The 17,094-nt window shown below is 73.5% G+C and carries 17 protein-coding genes; 7 read left to right on the top strand and 10 right to left on the bottom strand.

What is annotated here, in order from left to right:
• Positions 1–229 precede the first annotated feature (229 nt).
• Positions 230–1,573, top strand: coding sequence for an MFS transporter (locus ACCP09_RS37065; RefSeq protein WP_433753607.1), 1,344 nt, complete (start codon positions 230–232; stop codon positions 1,571–1,573).
• Here the strand turns inward: ACCP09_RS37065 and ACCP09_RS37060 are convergent.
• The 3 genes from ACCP09_RS37060 to ACCP09_RS37050 are packed head-to-tail and all read right to left on the bottom strand — an operon-like array spanning position 1,560 to position 5,408.
• Positions 1,560–2,174, bottom strand: a complete 615-nt coding sequence (locus ACCP09_RS37060) for an ABC transporter ATP-binding protein (RefSeq protein ID WP_123685717.1) — start codon at positions 2,172–2,174, stop codon at positions 1,560–1,562. The two genes, ACCP09_RS37065 and ACCP09_RS37060, sit on opposite strands and share 14 nt — an antisense overlap.
• A complete protein-coding gene (locus ACCP09_RS37055; protein ID WP_123685716.1) occupies positions 2,168–2,845 on the bottom strand; it encodes an ABC transporter ATP-binding protein in 678 nt (225 codons plus the stop codon). The genes ACCP09_RS37060 and ACCP09_RS37055 overlap by 7 nt, the downstream gene beginning before the upstream one ends.
• Complete coding sequence (locus tag ACCP09_RS37050; protein ID WP_433753605.1) at positions 2,832–5,408, bottom strand: ABC transporter permease; 2,577 nt, start codon at positions 5,406–5,408, stop codon at positions 2,832–2,834. The genes ACCP09_RS37055 and ACCP09_RS37050 overlap by 14 nt, the downstream gene beginning before the upstream one ends.
• Positions 5,409–5,461: 53 nt before the next feature.
• Here ACCP09_RS37050 and ACCP09_RS37045 point away from each other — a divergent pair, with 53 nt between their 5' ends.
• Positions 5,462–5,980 carry a molybdenum cofactor biosysynthesis protein gene (locus tag ACCP09_RS37045; RefSeq protein ID WP_433753603.1) on the top strand — a complete coding sequence of 173 codons (519 nt, stop codon included), beginning with the start codon at positions 5,462–5,464 and terminating at the stop codon, positions 5,978–5,980.
• Between the two features lie 88 nt (positions 5,981–6,068).
• Here the strand turns inward: ACCP09_RS37045 and ACCP09_RS37040 are convergent, their stop codons facing one another.
• Positions 6,069–6,590, bottom strand: coding sequence for a MarR family winged helix-turn-helix transcriptional regulator (locus ACCP09_RS37040; protein WP_123685714.1), 522 nt, complete (start codon positions 6,588–6,590; stop codon positions 6,069–6,071).
• Between the two features lie 5 nt (positions 6,591–6,595).
• On the opposite strand from ACCP09_RS37040, the gene ACCP09_RS37035 reads away from it, so the two are divergent.
• Entirely contained in the window at positions 6,596–7,804 is a 1,209-nt protein-coding gene (locus tag ACCP09_RS37035) for an MFS transporter (RefSeq protein WP_433753600.1), read from the top strand.
• An 86-nt stretch (positions 7,805–7,890) separates the two neighbouring features.
• Here ACCP09_RS37035 and ACCP09_RS37030 read toward each other — a convergent pair whose 3' ends face one another.
• Together ACCP09_RS37030 and ACCP09_RS37025 are read right to left on the bottom strand one after the other, a co-directional pair.
• Entirely contained in the window at positions 7,891–8,754 is an 864-nt protein-coding gene (locus tag ACCP09_RS37030; protein WP_027935293.1) for an SAM-dependent methyltransferase, read from the bottom strand.
• Positions 8,755–9,156: 402 nt separating this feature from the next.
• Complete coding sequence (locus ACCP09_RS37025; protein ID WP_378334807.1) at positions 9,157–10,326, bottom strand: alpha/beta fold hydrolase; 1,170 nt, start codon at positions 10,324–10,326, stop codon at positions 9,157–9,159.
• A gap of 106 nt (positions 10,327–10,432) precedes the next feature.
• Here ACCP09_RS37025 and ACCP09_RS37020 point away from each other — a divergent pair, with 106 nt between their 5' ends.
• From ACCP09_RS37020 to ACCP09_RS37010, 3 genes are all read left to right on the top strand, one after another.
• Positions 10,433–11,260, top strand: coding sequence for a methyltransferase domain-containing protein (locus ACCP09_RS37020; protein WP_037323093.1), 828 nt, complete (start codon positions 10,433–10,435; stop codon positions 11,258–11,260).
• 141 nt (positions 11,261–11,401) lie between these two features.
• Positions 11,402–11,677, top strand: coding sequence for a DUF1905 domain-containing protein (locus ACCP09_RS37015; RefSeq protein ID WP_037323091.1), 276 nt, complete (start codon positions 11,402–11,404; stop codon positions 11,675–11,677).
• A gap of 112 nt (positions 11,678–11,789) precedes the next feature.
• Positions 11,790–12,185, top strand: coding sequence for a DUF6010 family protein (locus ACCP09_RS37010; RefSeq protein WP_433753597.1), 396 nt, complete (start codon positions 11,790–11,792; stop codon positions 12,183–12,185).
• A 73-nt stretch (positions 12,186–12,258) separates the two neighbouring features.
• Here ACCP09_RS37010 and ACCP09_RS37005 read toward each other — a convergent pair whose 3' ends face one another.
• Positions 12,259–13,734, bottom strand: coding sequence for an FAD-dependent oxidoreductase (locus ACCP09_RS37005; RefSeq protein WP_433753595.1), 1,476 nt, complete (start codon positions 13,732–13,734; stop codon positions 12,259–12,261).
• Between the two features lie 2 nt (positions 13,735–13,736).
• The gene (locus ACCP09_RS37000) at positions 13,737–14,654 is read right to left on the bottom strand and encodes an AurF N-oxygenase family protein (protein ID WP_020419902.1); all 918 of its coding nucleotides are present in this window, start codon (positions 14,652–14,654) and stop codon (positions 13,737–13,739) included.
• Between the two features lie 183 nt (positions 14,655–14,837).
• On the opposite strand from ACCP09_RS37000, the gene ACCP09_RS36995 reads away from it, so the two are divergent.
• Positions 14,838–15,656, top strand: a complete 819-nt coding sequence (locus tag ACCP09_RS36995; protein WP_027935289.1) for an MBL fold metallo-hydrolase — start codon at positions 14,838–14,840, stop codon at positions 15,654–15,656.
• Here ACCP09_RS36995 and ACCP09_RS36990 read toward each other — a convergent pair.
• Both ACCP09_RS36990 and ACCP09_RS36985 read right to left on the bottom strand, forming a co-directional pair.
• Complete coding sequence (locus ACCP09_RS36990) at positions 15,653–16,681, bottom strand: acyl-CoA dehydrogenase family protein (protein ID WP_433753592.1); 1,029 nt, start codon at positions 16,679–16,681, stop codon at positions 15,653–15,655. The two genes, ACCP09_RS36995 and ACCP09_RS36990, sit on opposite strands and share 4 nt — an antisense overlap.
• Positions 16,678–17,094, bottom strand: a 417-nt coding sequence (locus ACCP09_RS36985; protein ID WP_433753590.1) for an acyl-CoA dehydrogenase family protein, incomplete at its 5' end; no start/stop codon positions are given. The genes ACCP09_RS36985 and ACCP09_RS36990, both read right to left, overlap by 4 nt.

Genomic DNA, 17,094 nt, shown 5'->3' with positions numbered 1-17,094 from the left:
CTGCGCGGTTCGCGGCACCGGTCGGCGGTGGCCTCCGGCGGTGGCGGCCGTGCGCGGGCGCGCGCCGCAGCGGCCCGGCTGCCCCACCCACCTGGCCGTCGCGATCATCGGCGCCGCTGATGGCGCCCCTCAGCACAAGTGATTTCCCCTCCGGCCGGGCAGCGCCGAGACTTCCACGACAGTGATGCCGGTCAGCGGAGACCGGCACGCGAGTCCCCCGGAGAAGCCCGTGCCGGACCGTGTCCTGCCCTCCTCGCCCGGCCCCGCCGCCGGCAACACCCAACGACCCACCGCCGACAACGCCCCACGCCCCACCGTCAGCAAGACCCCAAGCCCCACCGCCGACAACGCCCCAAGCCCCGCCGCCGGGATCGCCCTCGACCCCGCCACCGACAACACCCCAAGCCCCACCGCCGGGATCGCCCTCGACCCCGCCACCGGGCGGCCCGCCGGGCGCGCTCAGGCTCTCGTCCTGCTGTTCGCCAGCTGTCTGTCCGTCCTGGGCTCGGTCCTGCTCGCCCCCGTGCTGCCCAGCATCCAGCAGGCGTTCGCCGGCACGCCCGGCGTCGCGGCGCTCACCCCGGTCCTGCTGACCGTGCCCGCGCTCGTCATCGGTCTCACCGCGACCGTCGCCGGGCGGATCGTGGATCGCTTGGGCCGCAAGCGTCTCCTGGTCGGCGCGCTCGTCGTCTACGCGGTCGTCGGCACCGCGCCGCTGTGGCTGGGCTCCCTGCACCTCATCCTGGTCAGCCGGGTCCTCGTCGGCCTGACCGAGGCCGCCATCATGACCTGCTGCACCACGCTGCTCGCCGACTACTTCGCCGGCCCGCGACGCAACCGCTACTTCGGGCTGCAGACCGTGTTCACCACCGTGGCCGCGACCATTTTCCTCGCCGTCGGCGGCCTGCTCGGCGCGCACAGCTGGCGGACCCCGTTCTGGCTGTACGCGGTGAGCCTGCCGCTGGCGTTCCTCGCCGCGCGCCACATCTGGCAGCCCCGGCGGACCACCGCCGCCGCGCTGCCGCCGCTGCCGTGGCGCCGCCTCCTCACGCCGGTCGGGGTCACGCTCATCGGCGGCCTGGTGTTCTACGTGCTGATCGTCGAACTGTCCTATGTGCTCGACGGGATCGGCGTGAAGTCCAGCAGCACCATCGGTTTCGTGAGCGCCATCGCCTCGCTCGCCACGGCCGTCGCGGCGTGGTCGTTCGCGAAGGTGGCGCGGTTCGGGCCGCGGGTGACCATCCCGGCCGCGTTCGTCCTTTCCGGACTCGGCCTCCTCGGGCTGGGCCTCGCCGAGTCGCTGCCGGTCGCGGTCGCCGGCGCCGTGGTGGCCGGTCTGGGCAACGGGCTGCTGCTGCCTGCCCTGCTGACCTGGGCGCTGGGGTCGCTGACGTTCGAGCAGCGCGGCCGCGGCACCGGTGTGTGGACCTCGGCGTTGTTCATCGGCCAGTTCGTGTGCCCGCTGGTGGTTCTGGGGCTGTCGGGTGTCCTCACCGGACTGTCCTCGGCGCTGCTGGTAGTCGGCGCGGTCGCGGTGCTCGTCGCGGGCGGGACGCGCTTCATCCGCGCGTGACCGCCCCGGCGCCGAGCCGGATCTCCCGGTCCGCGCGGGACACCACGGCCGGGTCGTGGCTGGCGATCAGCACCGCCGCACCCCGGTCGGCCGCCGCCCGCAGCAGGCCGAGCACGAGCTGGGCCCGCCGGTGGTCCTGGTGCGAGGTGGGCTCGTCGGCGATCACCAGCGCCGGGGAGGCGACCAGCGCCCTGGCCACCGCCGCCCGCTGCTGCTCGCCGCGGGACACCTCGCCGGGGCGCCGCTCGGCGAGGTGTCCCAGCTCCAGCGCCTCCAGCAGCTCCCCGCCACCGGCACTGCCGCGGGCCAGCGCGAGGTTGTCGGCGAGCGTCAGCTCCTCGAACAGGCTGATCGACTGCGGCACGAACCCCAGGTCCTGCCACGACATCCGCTCCACCGGCAGGTCCGGCAGCGGCGGGTGCGGCACCACCTCGCCGCCGTCCGGGGTCTCCCACCCGCCGGCGATCATCAGCAGCGTGCTCTTGCCCGACCCGGACGGCCCGGTCAGCACGACCAACTCCCCCGCCGCGAGTTCGACGTCCACGGGCCGCAGCGCCGGCGTGCCGCCGTAGCTCTTGCGCACCCCGCGCAGGCTCAGCACGAGACCTCCCCCAGCCTGCCGTCCACCAGCTCCACCACCCGGTCCGCCACCCGGCTCACCTCCGGATCGTGCGTTGCGAGCAGGATCGCCTGCCCGCGGTCGGCCAGCAGCCGCAACGCTTCCACGACCCGCCCGGCGGAGTCGCGGTCCAGCTGCGCCGTCGGCTCGTCGGCGATCACCACCGCCGGTTCGCCCGCCGCGGCGAAGGCCAGTGCGACCCGCTGCTGCTCCCCGCCGGACAGCCGCCAGGGCACGTGACCGGTGCGGTGCCCCAGGCCCAGCACCCCGACCAGCTCGGCGCTCGTGTCCCGGCCACGCAGGCGGGCCGCGAGCGCCAGGTGCTCGGCGACGGTGAGGTAGTCGAGCAGGTTGTCCGCCGGGTCCTGGAACACATAGCCGACCCGGGTGCGGCGCACCGCCCGGCGGGCCCTCGCGGACAACGCGGTGACCTCAGTGCCGTCGATCCACACGCGACCGTTCTCCGGCCGTTCCAGGCAGGCCAGGATCTTCAGCAGCGTCGACTTGCCGGAGCCGGACGGCCCGACCACCGCCGTGATCGCCCCGCGCGGCACGGTCAACGCCACCCCGGACAAGGCGTGCACGGTCTCGCCCCGTGTCGGGTAGTCGTACGTGACGTCTTCACACCACAGCGCCGGTTCATCGCGCGTCACGCAGCACCTCCGCCGGCCGGGCGCGGGACACCGCGCGTTGTGCCGCGCCCGCCGCCAGCGCGGTGGTGACCGCCGCCGCGGCCGCCAGCCCGGCGACCAAGCCCCACGGCGGGGTCAGCAGCGTGCCGGGCAGGGTCGAGGGGTTGACGTCGTAGGCCTCGGCGGTGAGGCCGACCGCCACCACGGCGAGCACGAGTCCCGCGGCGAACCCGGCCAGCAACAGCCCGCCCACCTCGAAACACAGCGCCCGCCAGTGGTCGGCAGGCGTCACCGACATCCGTCGCAAGAGGACATAGGCGCTCCGCCGCGCGCGGGCCTTCGCCGTCAGGTAGAGCAGCAACCCGACCACGATGATCGCCCCGCACAGCAGCGACACCGCGGCGAGGAAGCCGAACGTGTACGTGATCGGCTCGTACACCCCGGCCGCGGTCACGTTCGCCGCCTCGGCGTAGGTGCGCACCGGCAGCCCGGACGCCGCGGCCAGGATCTCGTCCGGGTCCCCGCGCACCCACAGCTGCGGCCGGGTCACCAGACCGAGCCCGTCCAGGACGTCCTGGCGCACCACGAGCAGCGGGTTGCCCGACTTCTTGCCCGGCAGCTGGGGCACCGCCACCACGGTCAGGGGCACGCTACGCCCGCCGATGTCCACTGTGGATGTCCCGTGCGCGCGGTTCAGGCCGGCCAGCAACGCGATCGGCTCCCCGCGCGCGAGCCGTCCGAGCAGCTCGTCCAGCGACGGGCCGGGCAGCGCGGGATCCCAGAACGCGGCCCTGCCGAACGTCGCCGGGTCGACACCGAGCACCTCGACCGTGCTGCCGGCGACCCGGGCGTTGCCGTAGACGGACACCAGGCTCGCCTGGTCCGCGAGCGCGGGCGGCACCGGCGCGCGGGTCTCCAGCGAGAACACCACGTCCGTGCCGACGATCAGCTGGCCCTCCGCGTGCAGGGTGCGGTCCACCGAGCCGGTCACCGACGCGCCGTACACGGCGAGCGCGACCGGAACCGCGGTCGCGCCGGTCAGCACGGCCGCCGCCACCGGCCCGGCCAGGACCCGGCGGCCGGCCAGGAACCAGCCGGGGCGCTGTGGACCACCGCGGGCCCGTGCCCGAGACAGTACCCAGCGCACGGCCCGCGCCGCCGCGATCGCGAGGGCGATCACCAGCAGGATCGGTGCCACCACCAGCCGTGGTGGCACGCGCGCCACGGTGCCGACCGCTCCGCCCGTCCCCGCCTGGACCTCGTCGCCGAGCAGGAACCAGCTCGCCACGGCCGCCGCCAGCGGCACGAGCTCCCACGGCACCCACCGCGCGCGGCGCGCCCGCACCGGCGGCACGTCGAACAGGTGCGCCGCCCGTCGCGCGGCGACCAGCGCGACCGCGCCGAGCGTCACCAGGAACGCGCCTCCGACCGCCCAGATCGAGCCGTGCACCGCGGCCGGTGTGAACAGGCCGCTCGGACCCGCCGAGGCGACCAGGGCCCGCGCCGCGAACCACCCGCCGACCCCTCCGGCGGCGACGACGAGCGCGACTTCGAGCACGGCCTTGCCGGCGAGCGCGGCCGGGCCGACGCCGCGCGCGGACAACACGGTCAGCTCGGCCCGGCGCCGGTCCACCCAGAACCCGCCCGCCGCTCCGGCCACGACGAGCCCGGCGAGCGTGGCGGCCGCGGCGAGGGGCACGACCGTGCCGGTGAGCGCGCGGACGACAAGGTTCGCGCGGTCGGTCATCGCGGGCAGGTTCGAGACGAACTGGACCTGGTCGGGATACCGGTCAACGGCGTGGTTGGTGTCGTCGCGCAGCCGTTGCAGGCCGTCCAGGACGGGCACGGCGTTCGCGGTGGTGAGGCCGTCCGCGTCGAGCGGCAGTTCGATCGTGGCGCCGATCCGGACGCCGCTGCCTCCCGCCGCGCCGAGAAAGTCCTCCCGCGACAGGAGCGCGAGCGGGTAGATCGGGGTCTCGCCGAGCGGTTTGCCGCGGTACAGCTCGGTGAGGCTGCACCAGTACGGCTGGTCGGGGTCGGACCGCAGGTCCCGGTACACCGCCGCGACGGGCATGGTCACGGTGCGGCCGGCCGTGGTGACCGGGACGCGGTCACCGGCGCGGATCCCCTTCTCCGCGGCGAACCCGTCCGGCAGCCAGACGCCGGGGCCGCGGCCGCCGTCGAGGATCCGCACGTGGTCGGCGAACCCGGTGCGGGCGACCAGGTTCACCTTGTTGCGGCCCAGCTCGCCCTGCTGGAAGAGCGTGGTCACCGGTGCGGACAGCCGCGGCACGCGGCCGCCCTCGGTCGTGAGGGCCCGCTCGCGCGCGTCGAGCAGCGTCGCACCGGCCGGATTGTCCAGGCGCAGCGCCGAACTCACGTACGCGCCGGTGTAGGCCGGGCAGGCGTCGGCGACCTGGCTCTGCAGGGCGGCGTTGCCCGCGGCGGACAGGAACAACGCGGCCGCGGCCGCGGGCAGCGCGACGAGGAACGCCGCAGCCGCCACGGCCACCGCGACAGCGGGCCGGCGCAGCAACATCCACGGCGCGCGCGACCACGGCGACGGCAACCCCCAGTGGTTCACCCGCGCAGTCTCGCACGGCCGGTGCGCGCGGTCGATCAACTATTCTGGCTCGAGTGCGTGTCGAGATCGTCGCGCTCGTCGTGTCGCCGGTACACGCCTACGCGGGCCGCTCGGCCGACGGGCCCCGCCCCGAGCCGGGTCCGGTGGCGCGCGAGTCGGTGACGGTGCGCGCGGGGCTGGGGCTGGTCGGGGACCGGTACTTCAACCGTCCGGCGCATCGGGAAGCGGCGGTCACCGTGTTCGCGGCCGAGGCGCTCGACGCCCTCGGTTTGACCTCGCCCGATCCGGTGCGAGCCCGGCGGAACATCGTGTTGCGTGGCTTCGACGTCGACACGCTCGCCCGCACGCGAACGGCTCCTGGGGCGGTGTTCAGCCTCGACAGCGGCGCGGGTGCCGTGCGGTTCCAGGCGCACCGGCCGGCGCACCCGTGCGCGTGGATGGACGTCGCGTTCGCGCCCGGCGCGTTCCGCGGGCTGCGTGGCCACGGCGGGGTCCGGTGCGTCCCCCTCGACGACGGCGTCCTCCGGGTCGGCGCGGCCGAACTGCGGATCCTCACGGAGCGAACGGAATGAAGCCGGCCTCCAGCGGGTGACCCCCCGAGAGATCGCACACCGATTGTATACAACGTGAATGACGGCCAGCGCGAACTCCGTCCGCCGGTCATCCCCCTTCCGAACAGCACTTCCGCCACCCGTCGTGGACCGGGCATTCCTGGCACACCGCGCGGTCACACAGGCGGCACAGCTCGGCCAATGTCTGCTCGCTGCGGGCCTCCGGGCCGAGCAGCGCCTCCGCCACCCCGGCGAGCTGCGCGCGCTGCGCGCCCGACAAGCGCTCCACCAGGCGGTCGAGCACGACCTGCCGCGCGGCCAGCGCATCCGCGGCCCGGCGCTCGCCCTCGGGGGTGAGCCTCAGCGGGCGCCTGCGGCCTTCGCTTTCGCGGGTGATCCAGCCCTGCTCGGTCAGCCGCCGGACCAGGTGCGCCGTGCCGGGCTGGGAGATGTGCAGGACCCCGGCGAGCCAGTCCGCGGTCCGGCCCGGCTGGTCCTTGATCGCGATCAGCGCCTCCCCCAGCGCTCCACCGGCGCCCACGGCCTCGGTGACCGCGTCCCGCACCGCGCCGGCCACCAGCAGCGACATCGCGCCAAGCAGGTTTGCGCTCCGCCGTTCCTGCTCATTCATAAGTTATGAATGTACGCGCCCTCGTCCTGATCGGCTGCCTGAACCTCGCCCAGCTGCCCATCGCGATGCGGCCGCTGCTGGTCACGCTGGCCGGCGTCGAGGCCGCCGGCAGTTTCACCACGGCGGGCCTGGCAGGTGCGGCCGCGGCAGTCGGCACCGCGGTCGCCGCACCGCTGTGGGCTCGTGCGCTGCCGGTCTCGGGCGACCGGCGGGTCCTCGTGGTGTCCGGCGCGTTGTTCACCGCGGCCCAGCTCGCGCTCGCCGCGACGCACGGGCCGGCCCTGTTCATCGGGCTCGCCGCGGTGTCGGGGCTGGCCACCCCGCCGGTGTCGGCGAGCCTGCGGGCCATGCTCCCCCGCCTTGCGAGACCCCAGTTGACCAGGGCGTACGCGGTCAACTCGATCGCGCTGGAAACGATTTACATCGGCGGGCCGCTGTGGGTGAGCGGCTGGGCGACGCTGGCCGGGCCGGCCGCGGCGCTGGCCGCCACGACACTGACCGGCGTCGCGGGGCTGGTCGTCGGGGTCGTGCTGGTGCCCGTGTTCGAGCGTGGCCGCCCGCGACGCGGTGGCCTGCTGAGCGATCCCGCGGTGCACACCCTCGGGGCGGCCTACCTCGCCTACTGGGTGTGCATGGGGGCGATGTGGGTGCTGGTGCCGGCGTTCGCCGAGCACACGGGCGCCGCCGGGCAGTCGGGGTTGCTGGTCGCGGTGTGGTCGGCGGGCAGCCTCGCGGGCGGGGTGGCGCTGGCGGCCCGCCCGCCGCGTGGCGCTCAGCGGAACACCTACACCGCGCTGCTGGGCGCGCTCGCGCTGACGTCGCTCCCGCTGGCGCTGCCGGGCAGCGTCGCGGTGATGGCCGTGGTGATCGCCGTGTTCGGGCTGGCGCTCGCGCCGTGGCTCGCGGTGCACGACCAGCTCGTGGCCGCCGTCGGTGAGGACCGCAGCGGCGAGCTGTACGGGTGGCTGACGACGCTGGGCCAGATCGGCAGTGCGGCGGGCGCCGCGCTGGCCGGGCCGGTCGGCGACCGCTACGGCGGGGGCCCGGCGTTCCTCCTGGTCAGCGGCGCGCTGGCGATCGCGCTCGCAGTGGCCGCGACGCGGCGGCGCACTCTGCCGGACGGCGCGGGAGCTTCGCCGGTGACCACTGGCGGGAGCTGGAGACGACAACGCGCGAGCCGGCCGTCAACTGGCCGACTCGTGCGGCGCACCTGATCCCGGGCGGTGCGACGCCCGGCCGAAGTTGGAAACCCCTGGCCCCAGGGTGCGCACCCGACGGCAACCGGGCGCGGCGGGGAGTGTCAGACCTTCCGGCCGACCCCAGCCCACACCACCGAGTCGTTGGGCTCGTCGAACTCGATCTGCGGCGCGTTTTCGCCGTTCTCCTCCGGGTGCCACAGTGGCGTCCAGGTCGCGCCGGGCTCCACCATCTCCAGGTCGCCGAACAACGCTTCGATCTCGCGGCGCGGCCGCCAGATCACCGGGGTCGCCGTGGCGTCGTACATCTTGCCGAACTCGGCCATCTCCCTGGCGCGGCTCTCCGGCACCCCGTCGGCCGTGCCGTGCGAGAGCACCAGGTACGAGCCGGGCGCGAGCAGCTCCCGGTAGCGAGCCACCGCGGCCGGGCCGATGTCCGTGCCGTCCGGGCCGGGCTGGGTGACGTGCAGGACCGCGATCAGCATCAGCGCGACCGGCTTCGAGAAGTCGATGACGCCCTTGTCGGCGATCTTGTTCCACAGCAGGTCCGGGTCGCGCAGGTCGGCCTGGATCACCGCGTGCCGCCCGAGGTCGCCCTCCTTCTCCAGCAGCATCTGCGAGTGCGCGACGGCCACCGGCTCGTTGTCGATGTAGACCACGCGGGTGGTGGTGTCCAACTCGTCGGCGACCTGGTGCGTGCTGCCCATCGTGGGCACGCCCGAACCGATGTCGATGAACTGCCGGACACCCTGTTTGACCAGGTAGCGCACGGCCCGGTGCAGGAACAGCCGGTTCGACTTCGCGGCGGGGCGCACGAACGGGAACCGCTCCAGCGCCTTTTCCGCGAACACGCGGTCGACCGCGTAGTTGGCCTTGCCGCCGAGGTAGTAGTCGTACACCCGGGCCACGTTCGGGTGGTCCAGGTCGACGCCTTCCATCGGGAACTGCTCGAACCGGGACTTCGCCATTCCTGCCTGCTTTCCGCCTGCGGAGATCAACGGGGATAGCGCGAATACTAGCGGTCCCCGGGAAGCCGCGGCCGGGAACCGGCCATCCCACCCGATTCGCGCCGATTCCGCAGGTAGCGCCCGCCGCGGGGCTCCCCCGATCAGGTGGTCCCGCTGCACCGTCTCCGCGCACCGGGCGCACTCGGCCGCGAGCAGGGCCGACTCCGGAGGCGGCGGGGCCGGTCAGCGGCCACCGACCGCCGTGGAAAGCGCTTTCCGCAACGACCTGCGGGAGCTCCCAGCAATTGGTCCGGTTTGGACAGAGGTGGTCCATCGGCCGTGGTGGTCACCGCGTGGCGCCGCACATGCCCGGCGAACGTGGGCCAGTTGGCCGACAGGTCGCCGCTGTCCGGCACCGCGTTGTCAGCTGCCGAGGAAGGCGTCCAGTTCGTCGAGGAATTCCGGCCACGCGGGCTCGTGTTCGGTGAGGATGTGGTTGCGGCTGTCCAGGAAGCACAGCCTGCTGTCCGGGATCAGCGCGGCCAGCTCCTGGGCCTGCGCCTTCGGCACGCGCAGGTCGCCGCGGGAGTGCAGGATCAGGGTCGGGCAGCGCACCGACGGCGCGATCGCGGACACGTCGATGTGGGCGAAGACGTCCAGGAAGCGCACCACGTTGTCGTTGGAGGTGGTGGCGCGCTGCAGGTCGTTGAACGCGTCCCACAGCTCGCGGCTCGCGTCCGGGAGGAACTGGCTGGCGAACACCTGGCGGAACGTCGGATCGTCGTGGCGCCAGCCGATCCGGCCCAGGACGAGGTCGAGTTCGGCCTCCTCCTTCTCCTCGGGGGTGGCGGCGCGGGCGAACCGGCCGCGGCTGTAGGCGCCGGCGAGGACGAGCCGGGACACGCGCTCCGGGTGCCGCACGGCGTAGGCGATCGCCACCGCGCCGCCCTGCGAGATGCCGAGCAGCGGGAACCGGTCCAGCCCCACCCCGTCGACGACCAGCTCCAGGTCGTCGACCCAGTCGTCGAACCGGAACCCGCCGATGTCCCAGTCGGACAGTCCGCAGCCGCGCTCGTCGTAGCGCACCAGGGTGTGCCGCCGGGCGAGGCCGTCGAGCCAGTGCGCCCAGATCGGGCTCGTCCACTCCAGGTCGAGGTGGGTCAGCCAGTTGGCCGCCTTGACCAGCGGCGGCCCGCACCCGGACAACGCGTAGGCGACGCGGACGCCGTCCGGCGAGCGGCAGTAGCGGATCTGTTGCTGCGCACGGGTGCGCGGCGGAACACCGCCGTTCTCCCGGACCTCGGCGACGAAGCGGTACCCGACGCCGTGCACGGTCGCGACGATGCGCTGCCGCTCACCGCTGTCGCCGATCGCGCGGCGCAGCGCCTTGACGCGGCTGGTGAGTGCCGATTCGCTGACGTGCCGGTAGCCCCACACCGAGTCGAGCAGCTCGGTCTTGCCCACGACGCGGTCGCGGTGCCGGATCAGGTGCGTCAGCAGGGCGAACACCTGCGGCTCGACGTGGACCGGCTCCCCTCGGCGGCGCAGCTCGAACCGCTGGGGGTCGACCTCGCAGTCCTCGAACTCGTACACCACGGCCCCCTCGCCACGGAATCTCCACATCATCCCCACGATTCCGCCAAGCCACCAGCCCCTCCCTGGGGTCACCCTGGGCGGAACAACTGGCAGGGAGGACGCCATGACCACCACCGAGACCCCGTACCTGCTCGGCAACGAGCCCGACGAGCTGCGCCGCCTGGAGGAGCAGGCCACCGCGCTGGCGCCCGCGACACGAGCGATCCTGGGCCTGGCCGGGATCGAGCCCGGCATGCGGGTGCTGGACCTGGGAACCGGCGCGGGGGACGTGGCCTTCGAGCTGTCCCGGCTCGTCGGGCCGTCCGGGTCCGTCGTCGGGATCGACCAGTCGTCGAAGGCGCTGCGCTGGGCGGCGAGCCGGTGCGAGGCACAGGGGCTGCGCAACGTCTCGTTCGTGCACGACGACCTGCACGAGATGCGGCTGACCGGCCAGGTGGACGCGGTGGTCGGGCGGCTGGTGCTGCTGTACACGCCGGATCCGGCCGCGGTGCTGCGGAAGTTCGCCGGATACGTGCGGCCGGGCGGGGTCGTGGTGTCGATGGAGTACGAGATGAGCGTCGCCGGGCTGCTGCCCGCCACGCCGCTGAGCGAGCGGGTGACGCACTGGATCATGGCGGCGTTCGCCCGGTCCGGCCTCGACCCGAGCCTGGGCGCGCGGCTGGGCACGGTGTTCGCGGACGCGGGCCTGACCGGTGCGACGGTGCTGGGGCTGCAGGGGTACCGCCCGCCGGGCGACCCGACCGGCAGCCGGATGGCGGAGGGCATCATCCGGACCCTGCTGCCCGTGCTGGCGCGGACCGGGCTGGCCACGCCGGAGGAGGTCGGCATCGACACGCTCGGGCAGCGCTTCTTCGAGGACCACGTGCACAGCGGGGCGACCTTCCGGCCGCCGACGCTGGTCGGAGGCTGGGCGCGGGTCGCGGGAGGCTGACCGCCCCGGGGCGACGGCCGCCGGGGGTGCCGGGTGCTGGGGGCAGCACCCGGCGCCCCTGGCGGCCGTTTCGGTGTCGAGAAGCGGGCGAGGTGCCTCGACGTTCCGGGTGACAATGGCACCGCACCCGAGGAGGACGTCATGGCGGCACTGGACAAGGAGTTCGAGGCGACCCTGCTGAAGAGCGAGGCGAAGGGCGGCTGGACCTACGTCGTGATGCCCGGGTCCGCCGAGTACTTCGGCACGCGCGGGCTGGTGAAGATCCGCGGCACCATCGACGGCCACCCGTTCCGCAGCTCGTTCATGGCGCTGGGCGACGGCACCCACAAGCTGCCGGTGAAGGCCGACGTGCGCCGGGCGATCGGCAAGGACGCCGGCGACACCGTGCGCATCCGCCTCACGGAACGTCTCGGCTGACTCGCGGGTCACCGGAAACGCTGCCGCTGCGCACAGGCCTGGCGAGAATCCGTCGGAACGTGGCACTCCAGCCACTACTGCGCGGGGGCGGGGCGGCCTAGTTTCGGGTGCCGTGATCATCATCGCGCTGCTCATCGGCGCCGCCTACGTCGTGGTCAACTCCTTCGTCCCGGAGGCGCACCGCCGACGCTTCAACGCCGTGTTCGTCGCCGGTGCCGGCGCCGCCTACCTGAGCGGGGGCGGGCTCGGGATCTGGGAGTTCGCCTTCACCGCGGCCGCCACCTACGTCGCCTACCGCGGCCTGGAGTCGTGGACGTTCATCGGCATCGGCTGGCTGATGCACACCGCGTGGGACGTGGTGCACCACCTGCGCGGGGAGCCGATCGTGCCGTTCGCGGAGCACTCGTCGCTCGGCTGCGCGATCTGCGACCCGGTGATCGCGATCTGGTGCTTCACCGGCGGCCGCCCGGTGCTGGGCATGCTGCGGAACCGGCTGGCGCGCTCCTGACGAACGCGCCAGGGCAGCGGCAGGAACCGGGTGCCCGCCGCCGCCCCGCGCCGTCGGACACCGGGCGCGCCGCTCAGCCGCGGCGCACCAGGCGCCCCACCAGCCCGGGCTTACGTCTTGTCCGGAGCCGTCCGGCGACCGCGTCCTCCAGCAGGCGGCCGACCGTCTCCTCCGCGCACGCCTTGTTGGCGCCGATCCCGCCGGACGGCCCACGTTTGATCCAGCCCACCACGTAGGTCCCAGGCGTCACGCGGCCGCCGTCGTTGGGGATCGTGCCGCTGTCCTCGTCGAACGGCAGCCCGGGCAGCGGCGCGCCGCGGTAGCCGACGGCGCGCACGACGCCGCCCGCGGGGATCTCGACGTCCCCGGCCACGCGAATTCCGCGCACCCGCGAGGCACCGAGGATCTCCTCCGGCGCGGAGTGGAAGCGGAGCACGATCCGTCGCTTGCCGGGTTGTGGCGGCGCCGTCCAGTCGACCGTCTCCTGCTTGCAGTCGCGCAGCAGTGCGGCCCGCGGCGACGTGTCGATCGCCTCGGTGATCCGCGGGTCGTGCGCGTCGACGACCAGGTCGATGTCCTCGTGCTGGGTCAGCGCCAGCAGCTCGGGCGTGGTGTACGCCGCCGCCTCCGGACCGCGGCGGCCGAGCAGCACGACCTCCCGCACGCGGCTCGACTTCAGCCGTGCCAAGGCGGCCGGGGCGATCGAAGTGCCTTCCATGGAACGCGGGTCCGTCGTCAGGATCCGCGCCACGTCCAGCGCGACGTTGCCCGTCCCGACCACGACGAGGCGTTCCGCCGACAGGTCGACCGCGTCCGCGGGCACGTCCGGGTGGCCGTTGTACCAGGCCACCACCGTCGTCGCCGCGACACTGCCCGTCAGGTCCTCGCCCGGGATCCCCAGCCGCCGCGCCGAGGACGCGCCGACCGCGTAGATCACCGCGTCGTGGCGGCGCGCCAGCTCGTCCACCGTGACGTCCCGGCCCACCTCGACGCCCAGCCGCATCCGCAGCCGCGGGTGGTGGTGGTACCGCGCGAACGTCTCCCCGATCTTCTTGGTGGACGGGTGGTCGGGCGCGACCCCGTACCGCACCAGCCCGCCCGCGACCGGCAGCCGGTCGATCAGCGTGACCCGGGAACTGGTGTGCAGCAACAGGTCCTCGACCGCGTACATGCCGGCCGGGCCGGTGCCGACGACGGCGACGTCCAGCGCCGGGAAGTCGGCCGGGATGGTGCGGCTGAACACCGGCGGGCCCCACGCGTGGAAGTTCGGCGCGGGGTCGGCCGCGGCCGGCTCGCGGTCGGCGTAGAACTCCGCGTTGATCCCCGCGTAGGGCCGCATCGACGCGGCGAGTGCGTCCACCGGGAAGATCGCGTCGACCGGGCAGGCATCGGCGCACGCGCCGCAGTCGATGCAGCTGCGCGGGTCGATGTAGAGCATCTCGGTGGTGCCGAAGTCCGGCTCGTCCGGCGTCGGGTGGATGCAGTTGACCGGGCACACCGCCACGCACGACGCGTCGTTGCAGCAGGTCTGGGTGATCGCGAAGGCCATGGCTAGAGGAGGTTCGCGCGCTTGTAGAAGACCGTCGCGGCCTTGGTCAGCAGGCCCGCGGAGTCCAGGAACTCCATCAGCCCGGCGCAGCTCGACCGCAGCATCGACTTGTGGTGCTCGTTGGCCTTCGCCTCGCGCAGCGCCCGCTTGGTGTCGAGGCCGGCGTTCGCATACACCTTGGGGTTCCACATGCTGCTGACGATGAAGTACGCGGCGATGGACACGACGAGCGCGTTGTACTGGCGGCCCAGCGGCCCGGTCTTCTTCAGCCGCTCACGGGTCTCCTCGCGGGCGAACTTCATGTGCCGCGACTCCTCGACCACGTGGATGTTGTTGATGGTGCGCACGAACGGCACCACGCGCTCGTCGCGCATCCAGTCGCGCTGCATGACGTCGAGGACCTCTTCGGCGACCAGGATCGCCGCGTACGCCGCCTCGCCGCGGGCGGTGGTCTTGAAGAACCTGCCCAGCTCGACGGCGAGGCGGCGCGGGCGGTAGGCCGGTGCCCGCAGCTTCGCCGCGCCGCGCGCGAACATGATCGAGTGGCGGCACTCGTCGGCGATCTCGGTGAGCGCCCACTGGAACGCCGGGTCGGTCGGGTCCTTGGCGTAGAAATCGCGCAGCACCATCTGCTGCAGGATCATCTCGAACCAGATGCCGGTGCTCGCGACCGACGCCGCCTCCTGGCGGGTCAGCTCGCGCTGCTGCTCGGGGGTCATCTCGTTCCAGTACGCGGTCCCGTACAGGGTGCTCCACTCCGGGCTCGCGCCGTGGTAGCTCGTGTCCAGCGGGGTGTCCCAGTCGACCTCCTTGACGGGGTCGTAGGACAACGTCTCGGACGAGTCGAGCAACCGCTGCGCCACCGACCGGTGGTCAGGCTGCGCGGTGTCGGAGTGCTCGTGTGCGCCGACGCTGGTCATGGCACCCTCCCGATTGCCTGTTACCTCGGTTTACAGTTACCCAAGGTAACACACATCGGCGGCGGCGCAAGCGACCGTTCGTGACCGAGCACCGCGATTTCCTGAAACGGGTATTTCGACCCCATCGCGCCCGTGCCTGGCGGGCCTACCGTTTCCGGCACCACCTCAGGAAGGGCGGATGCCATGGAGATCAACAGGATCGGGCGCGACGTGAGCGTCCTGAGCGACCAGCTCGAGGTGCCCGGCATCGGCTTCCTCCCCGTCAACGCGTTCGTCGTGCACGGCGCCGAACCGGTCGTCGTCGACACCGGGCTGAGCCTGCCCGGCCGCGGCTTCCTGGACGCGCTCGGGGCGGTGATCGACCCCGCCGACGTGCGGTGGATCTGGCTCACCCACCCGGACCGCGACCACACGGGCGCCCTGTTCGACCTGCTCGAACTGGCCCCGCGCGCCCGCCTGGTCACCACCTACCTCGCGATGGGCATCATGTCGACCGAGCGGCCGCTGCCCATCGACCGCGTGCACCTGCTCAACCCCGGCCAGTCCCTGGACGCGGGCGACCGGCGGCTGACCGGCTTCCGGCCGCCGCTGTTCGACAACCCGGCGACGGTCGGCTTCTTCGACCACAGCAACGGGGTGTGCTTCAGCTCGGACTGCTTCGGCGCCCCGATGCCGACCGCGGAACTCGCCACGTGCGGCGACGTGGCGAACGCTCCGGCCGACGCGCTGCACGCCGGCCAGCTGTTGTGGGCCGCGGTGGACAGCCCGTGGGTGCACAACGTCGACCGGGACCGCTACCTCGCGTCGATGGCGCCGCTGCGGACCTTCGACCCGGCGGTCGTCCTGAGCACCCACCTGCCCCCGGCGCCGGGGCGCGCGGCGGAGTTCCTGGACCGGGTGTCCCTGGCTCCCGGCGCGGACCCGTTCGTCGGCCCGGACCAGGCGGCGCTGGAGCAGATGCTGGCGACCTTCGAGCCGCCGGAGCCGCACCCGGTGTCCTAACCGAACAGCAGCGAGCTGCCGTGGGCGCGCTTGAAGTACAGGTGCGCGTCGTGCTCCCAGGTGATCGCGATCCCCCCGTGCAGCTGGATCATCTCCGCCGCGGCGTGCCGCAGCGCCGCCGCGCACACGGTTTTCGCGGTCGCCGCGTCCGATTCGAAGTCGTCCCCGGTCAGGGCGCCGTACAACGCTGAGCGGGCCGCTTCGACCTGGACGTACACGTCGGCCATCCGGTGCTTGAGCGCCTGGAAACCGCCGATGGGCCTGCCGAACTGGCGCCGCTGCTTGGTGTACTCGACGGTCAGCTCCAGCGCCCTGGCCGCGGCGCCGGTCTGCTCGGCGGCCAGTGCCACGGCCGCGGTCCAGCGCAGCCGCTCGGTGTCGAACCCGCCGGTGTCCAGCCGCCGCGCGGGGGCGTTCGACACCGTCACCACCGCGAGACGGCGCGTGGGGTCGAGGGTCGTCACGGCCTCCCGCCGGGCGTCGGCCGGTGCGACTTCGAACAGGCCGGGGCCGTCCGGGGTCCGGGCCACCACCAGCAGGACGTCGGCGTGGTCGCCGTCGAGCACGTAGTGCGCCCGGCCGTCGACGCGCCCGTCCCGGAACTCGCAGACAGGCGACCAGCGTCCGTCCTCATCGGACCACGCCAGCGCGGCGAGGCTGCTGCCCGCCGCGATGCCGGGCAGCAGCCGACGGCACGCCTCGTCGTTCCCGGTCAGCAGCAGGGCCTGCCCGCACAGCACCGCCGAGCCGAGCATCGGGGCCGGGGTGAGGGTGCGGCCCAGCTCCTCCAGCACCACGCACACCTCGGCCAGCCCGGCGCCCGCGCCCCCGTACTCCTCCGGGATCGCCAGCGCCGCGACGCCGATCTGCTCGCACAACGTGGACCACAGCTTGTCGTCGTAGCCGAGGGGTGCGGCCATCGCGGCACGCACCGCTTCCGGCCCGGACCGCCGCGACAGCAAAGCCCGCACGGACTCGCGCAGAGCCCGCGCCTCCTCCGTCCACATCGGATCGACCTGGCTCATCGCGCCAGCACCCGCTCGCGGTGGAACGCGCCGGTGCCCCAGGCGCCGGTCAGTGCCCGGACTTTGCTCAGTCGGAGGCCGAGGTCGTGTTCGGCGGTGTAGCCGATGGCGCCGTGGACCTGCAGGGCGGTGCGGGCGGCGAGGTAGGCGGCGTCGCCGGCTTTGACCTTGGCGGCGGAGATGTCCTGTGGGCTGCCGGTGACGGCGGCGCCGTGCACGAGGGGCCGGGCGAGTTCGAGGTGGGTGGCGACGTCGGCGAGCAGGTGCTTGATCGCCTGGTATTCGCCGATCAGCCGGCCGTACTGGCTGCGTTGCTTGGCGTAGGCGACCGAGGCGTCCAGCAGCCATTGCCCGGCGCCGAGCAGCTGCGCGGCCACCGCGAGAACGCCGAGATCGAAGGCCCTGCCGCCGGT

Origin of the sequence: Amycolatopsis sp. 3B14 (genome assembly GCF_050958625.1) — a bacterium.
GTDB lineage: Bacteria > Actinomycetota > Actinomycetes > Mycobacteriales > Pseudonocardiaceae > Amycolatopsis_E > Amycolatopsis_E thermoflava.
The sequence above is the reverse complement of the archived record's forward strand: the minus strand, read 5'-3'. Positions and strand labels throughout refer to the sequence as shown.

What these genes read in the sequence shown, in the direction of transcription:
- ACCP09_RS36990 (WP_433753592.1), bottom strand. Translation starts at nt 16,681, where the DNA reads ATGAGCCAGGTCGATCCGATGTGGACGGAGGAGGCGCGGGCTCTGCGC.
- ACCP09_RS37035 (WP_433753600.1), top strand. Translation starts at nt 6,596, where the DNA reads ATGAATGTACGCGCCCTCGTCCTGATCGGCTGCCTGAACCTCGCCCAG.
- ACCP09_RS37030 (WP_027935293.1), bottom strand. Translation starts at nt 8,754, where the DNA reads ATGGCGAAGTCCCGGTTCGAGCAGTTCCCGATGGAAGGCGTCGACCTG.
- ACCP09_RS37020 (WP_037323093.1), top strand. Translation starts at nt 10,433, where the DNA reads ATGACCACCACCGAGACCCCGTACCTGCTCGGCAACGAGCCCGACGAG.
- ACCP09_RS36995 (WP_027935289.1), top strand. Translation starts at nt 14,838, where the DNA reads ATGGAGATCAACAGGATCGGGCGCGACGTGAGCGTCCTGAGCGACCAG.
- ACCP09_RS37005 (WP_433753595.1), bottom strand. Translation starts at nt 13,734, where the DNA reads ATGGCCTTCGCGATCACCCAGACCTGCTGCAACGACGCGTCGTGCGTG.
- ACCP09_RS37000 (WP_020419902.1), bottom strand. Translation starts at nt 14,654, where the DNA reads ATGACCAGCGTCGGCGCACACGAGCACTCCGACACCGCGCAGCCTGAC.
- ACCP09_RS37015 (WP_037323091.1), top strand. Translation starts at nt 11,402, where the DNA reads ATGGCGGCACTGGACAAGGAGTTCGAGGCGACCCTGCTGAAGAGCGAG.
- ACCP09_RS37040 (WP_123685714.1), bottom strand. Translation starts at nt 6,590, where the DNA reads ATGAATGAGCAGGAACGGCGGAGCGCAAACCTGCTTGGCGCGATGTCG.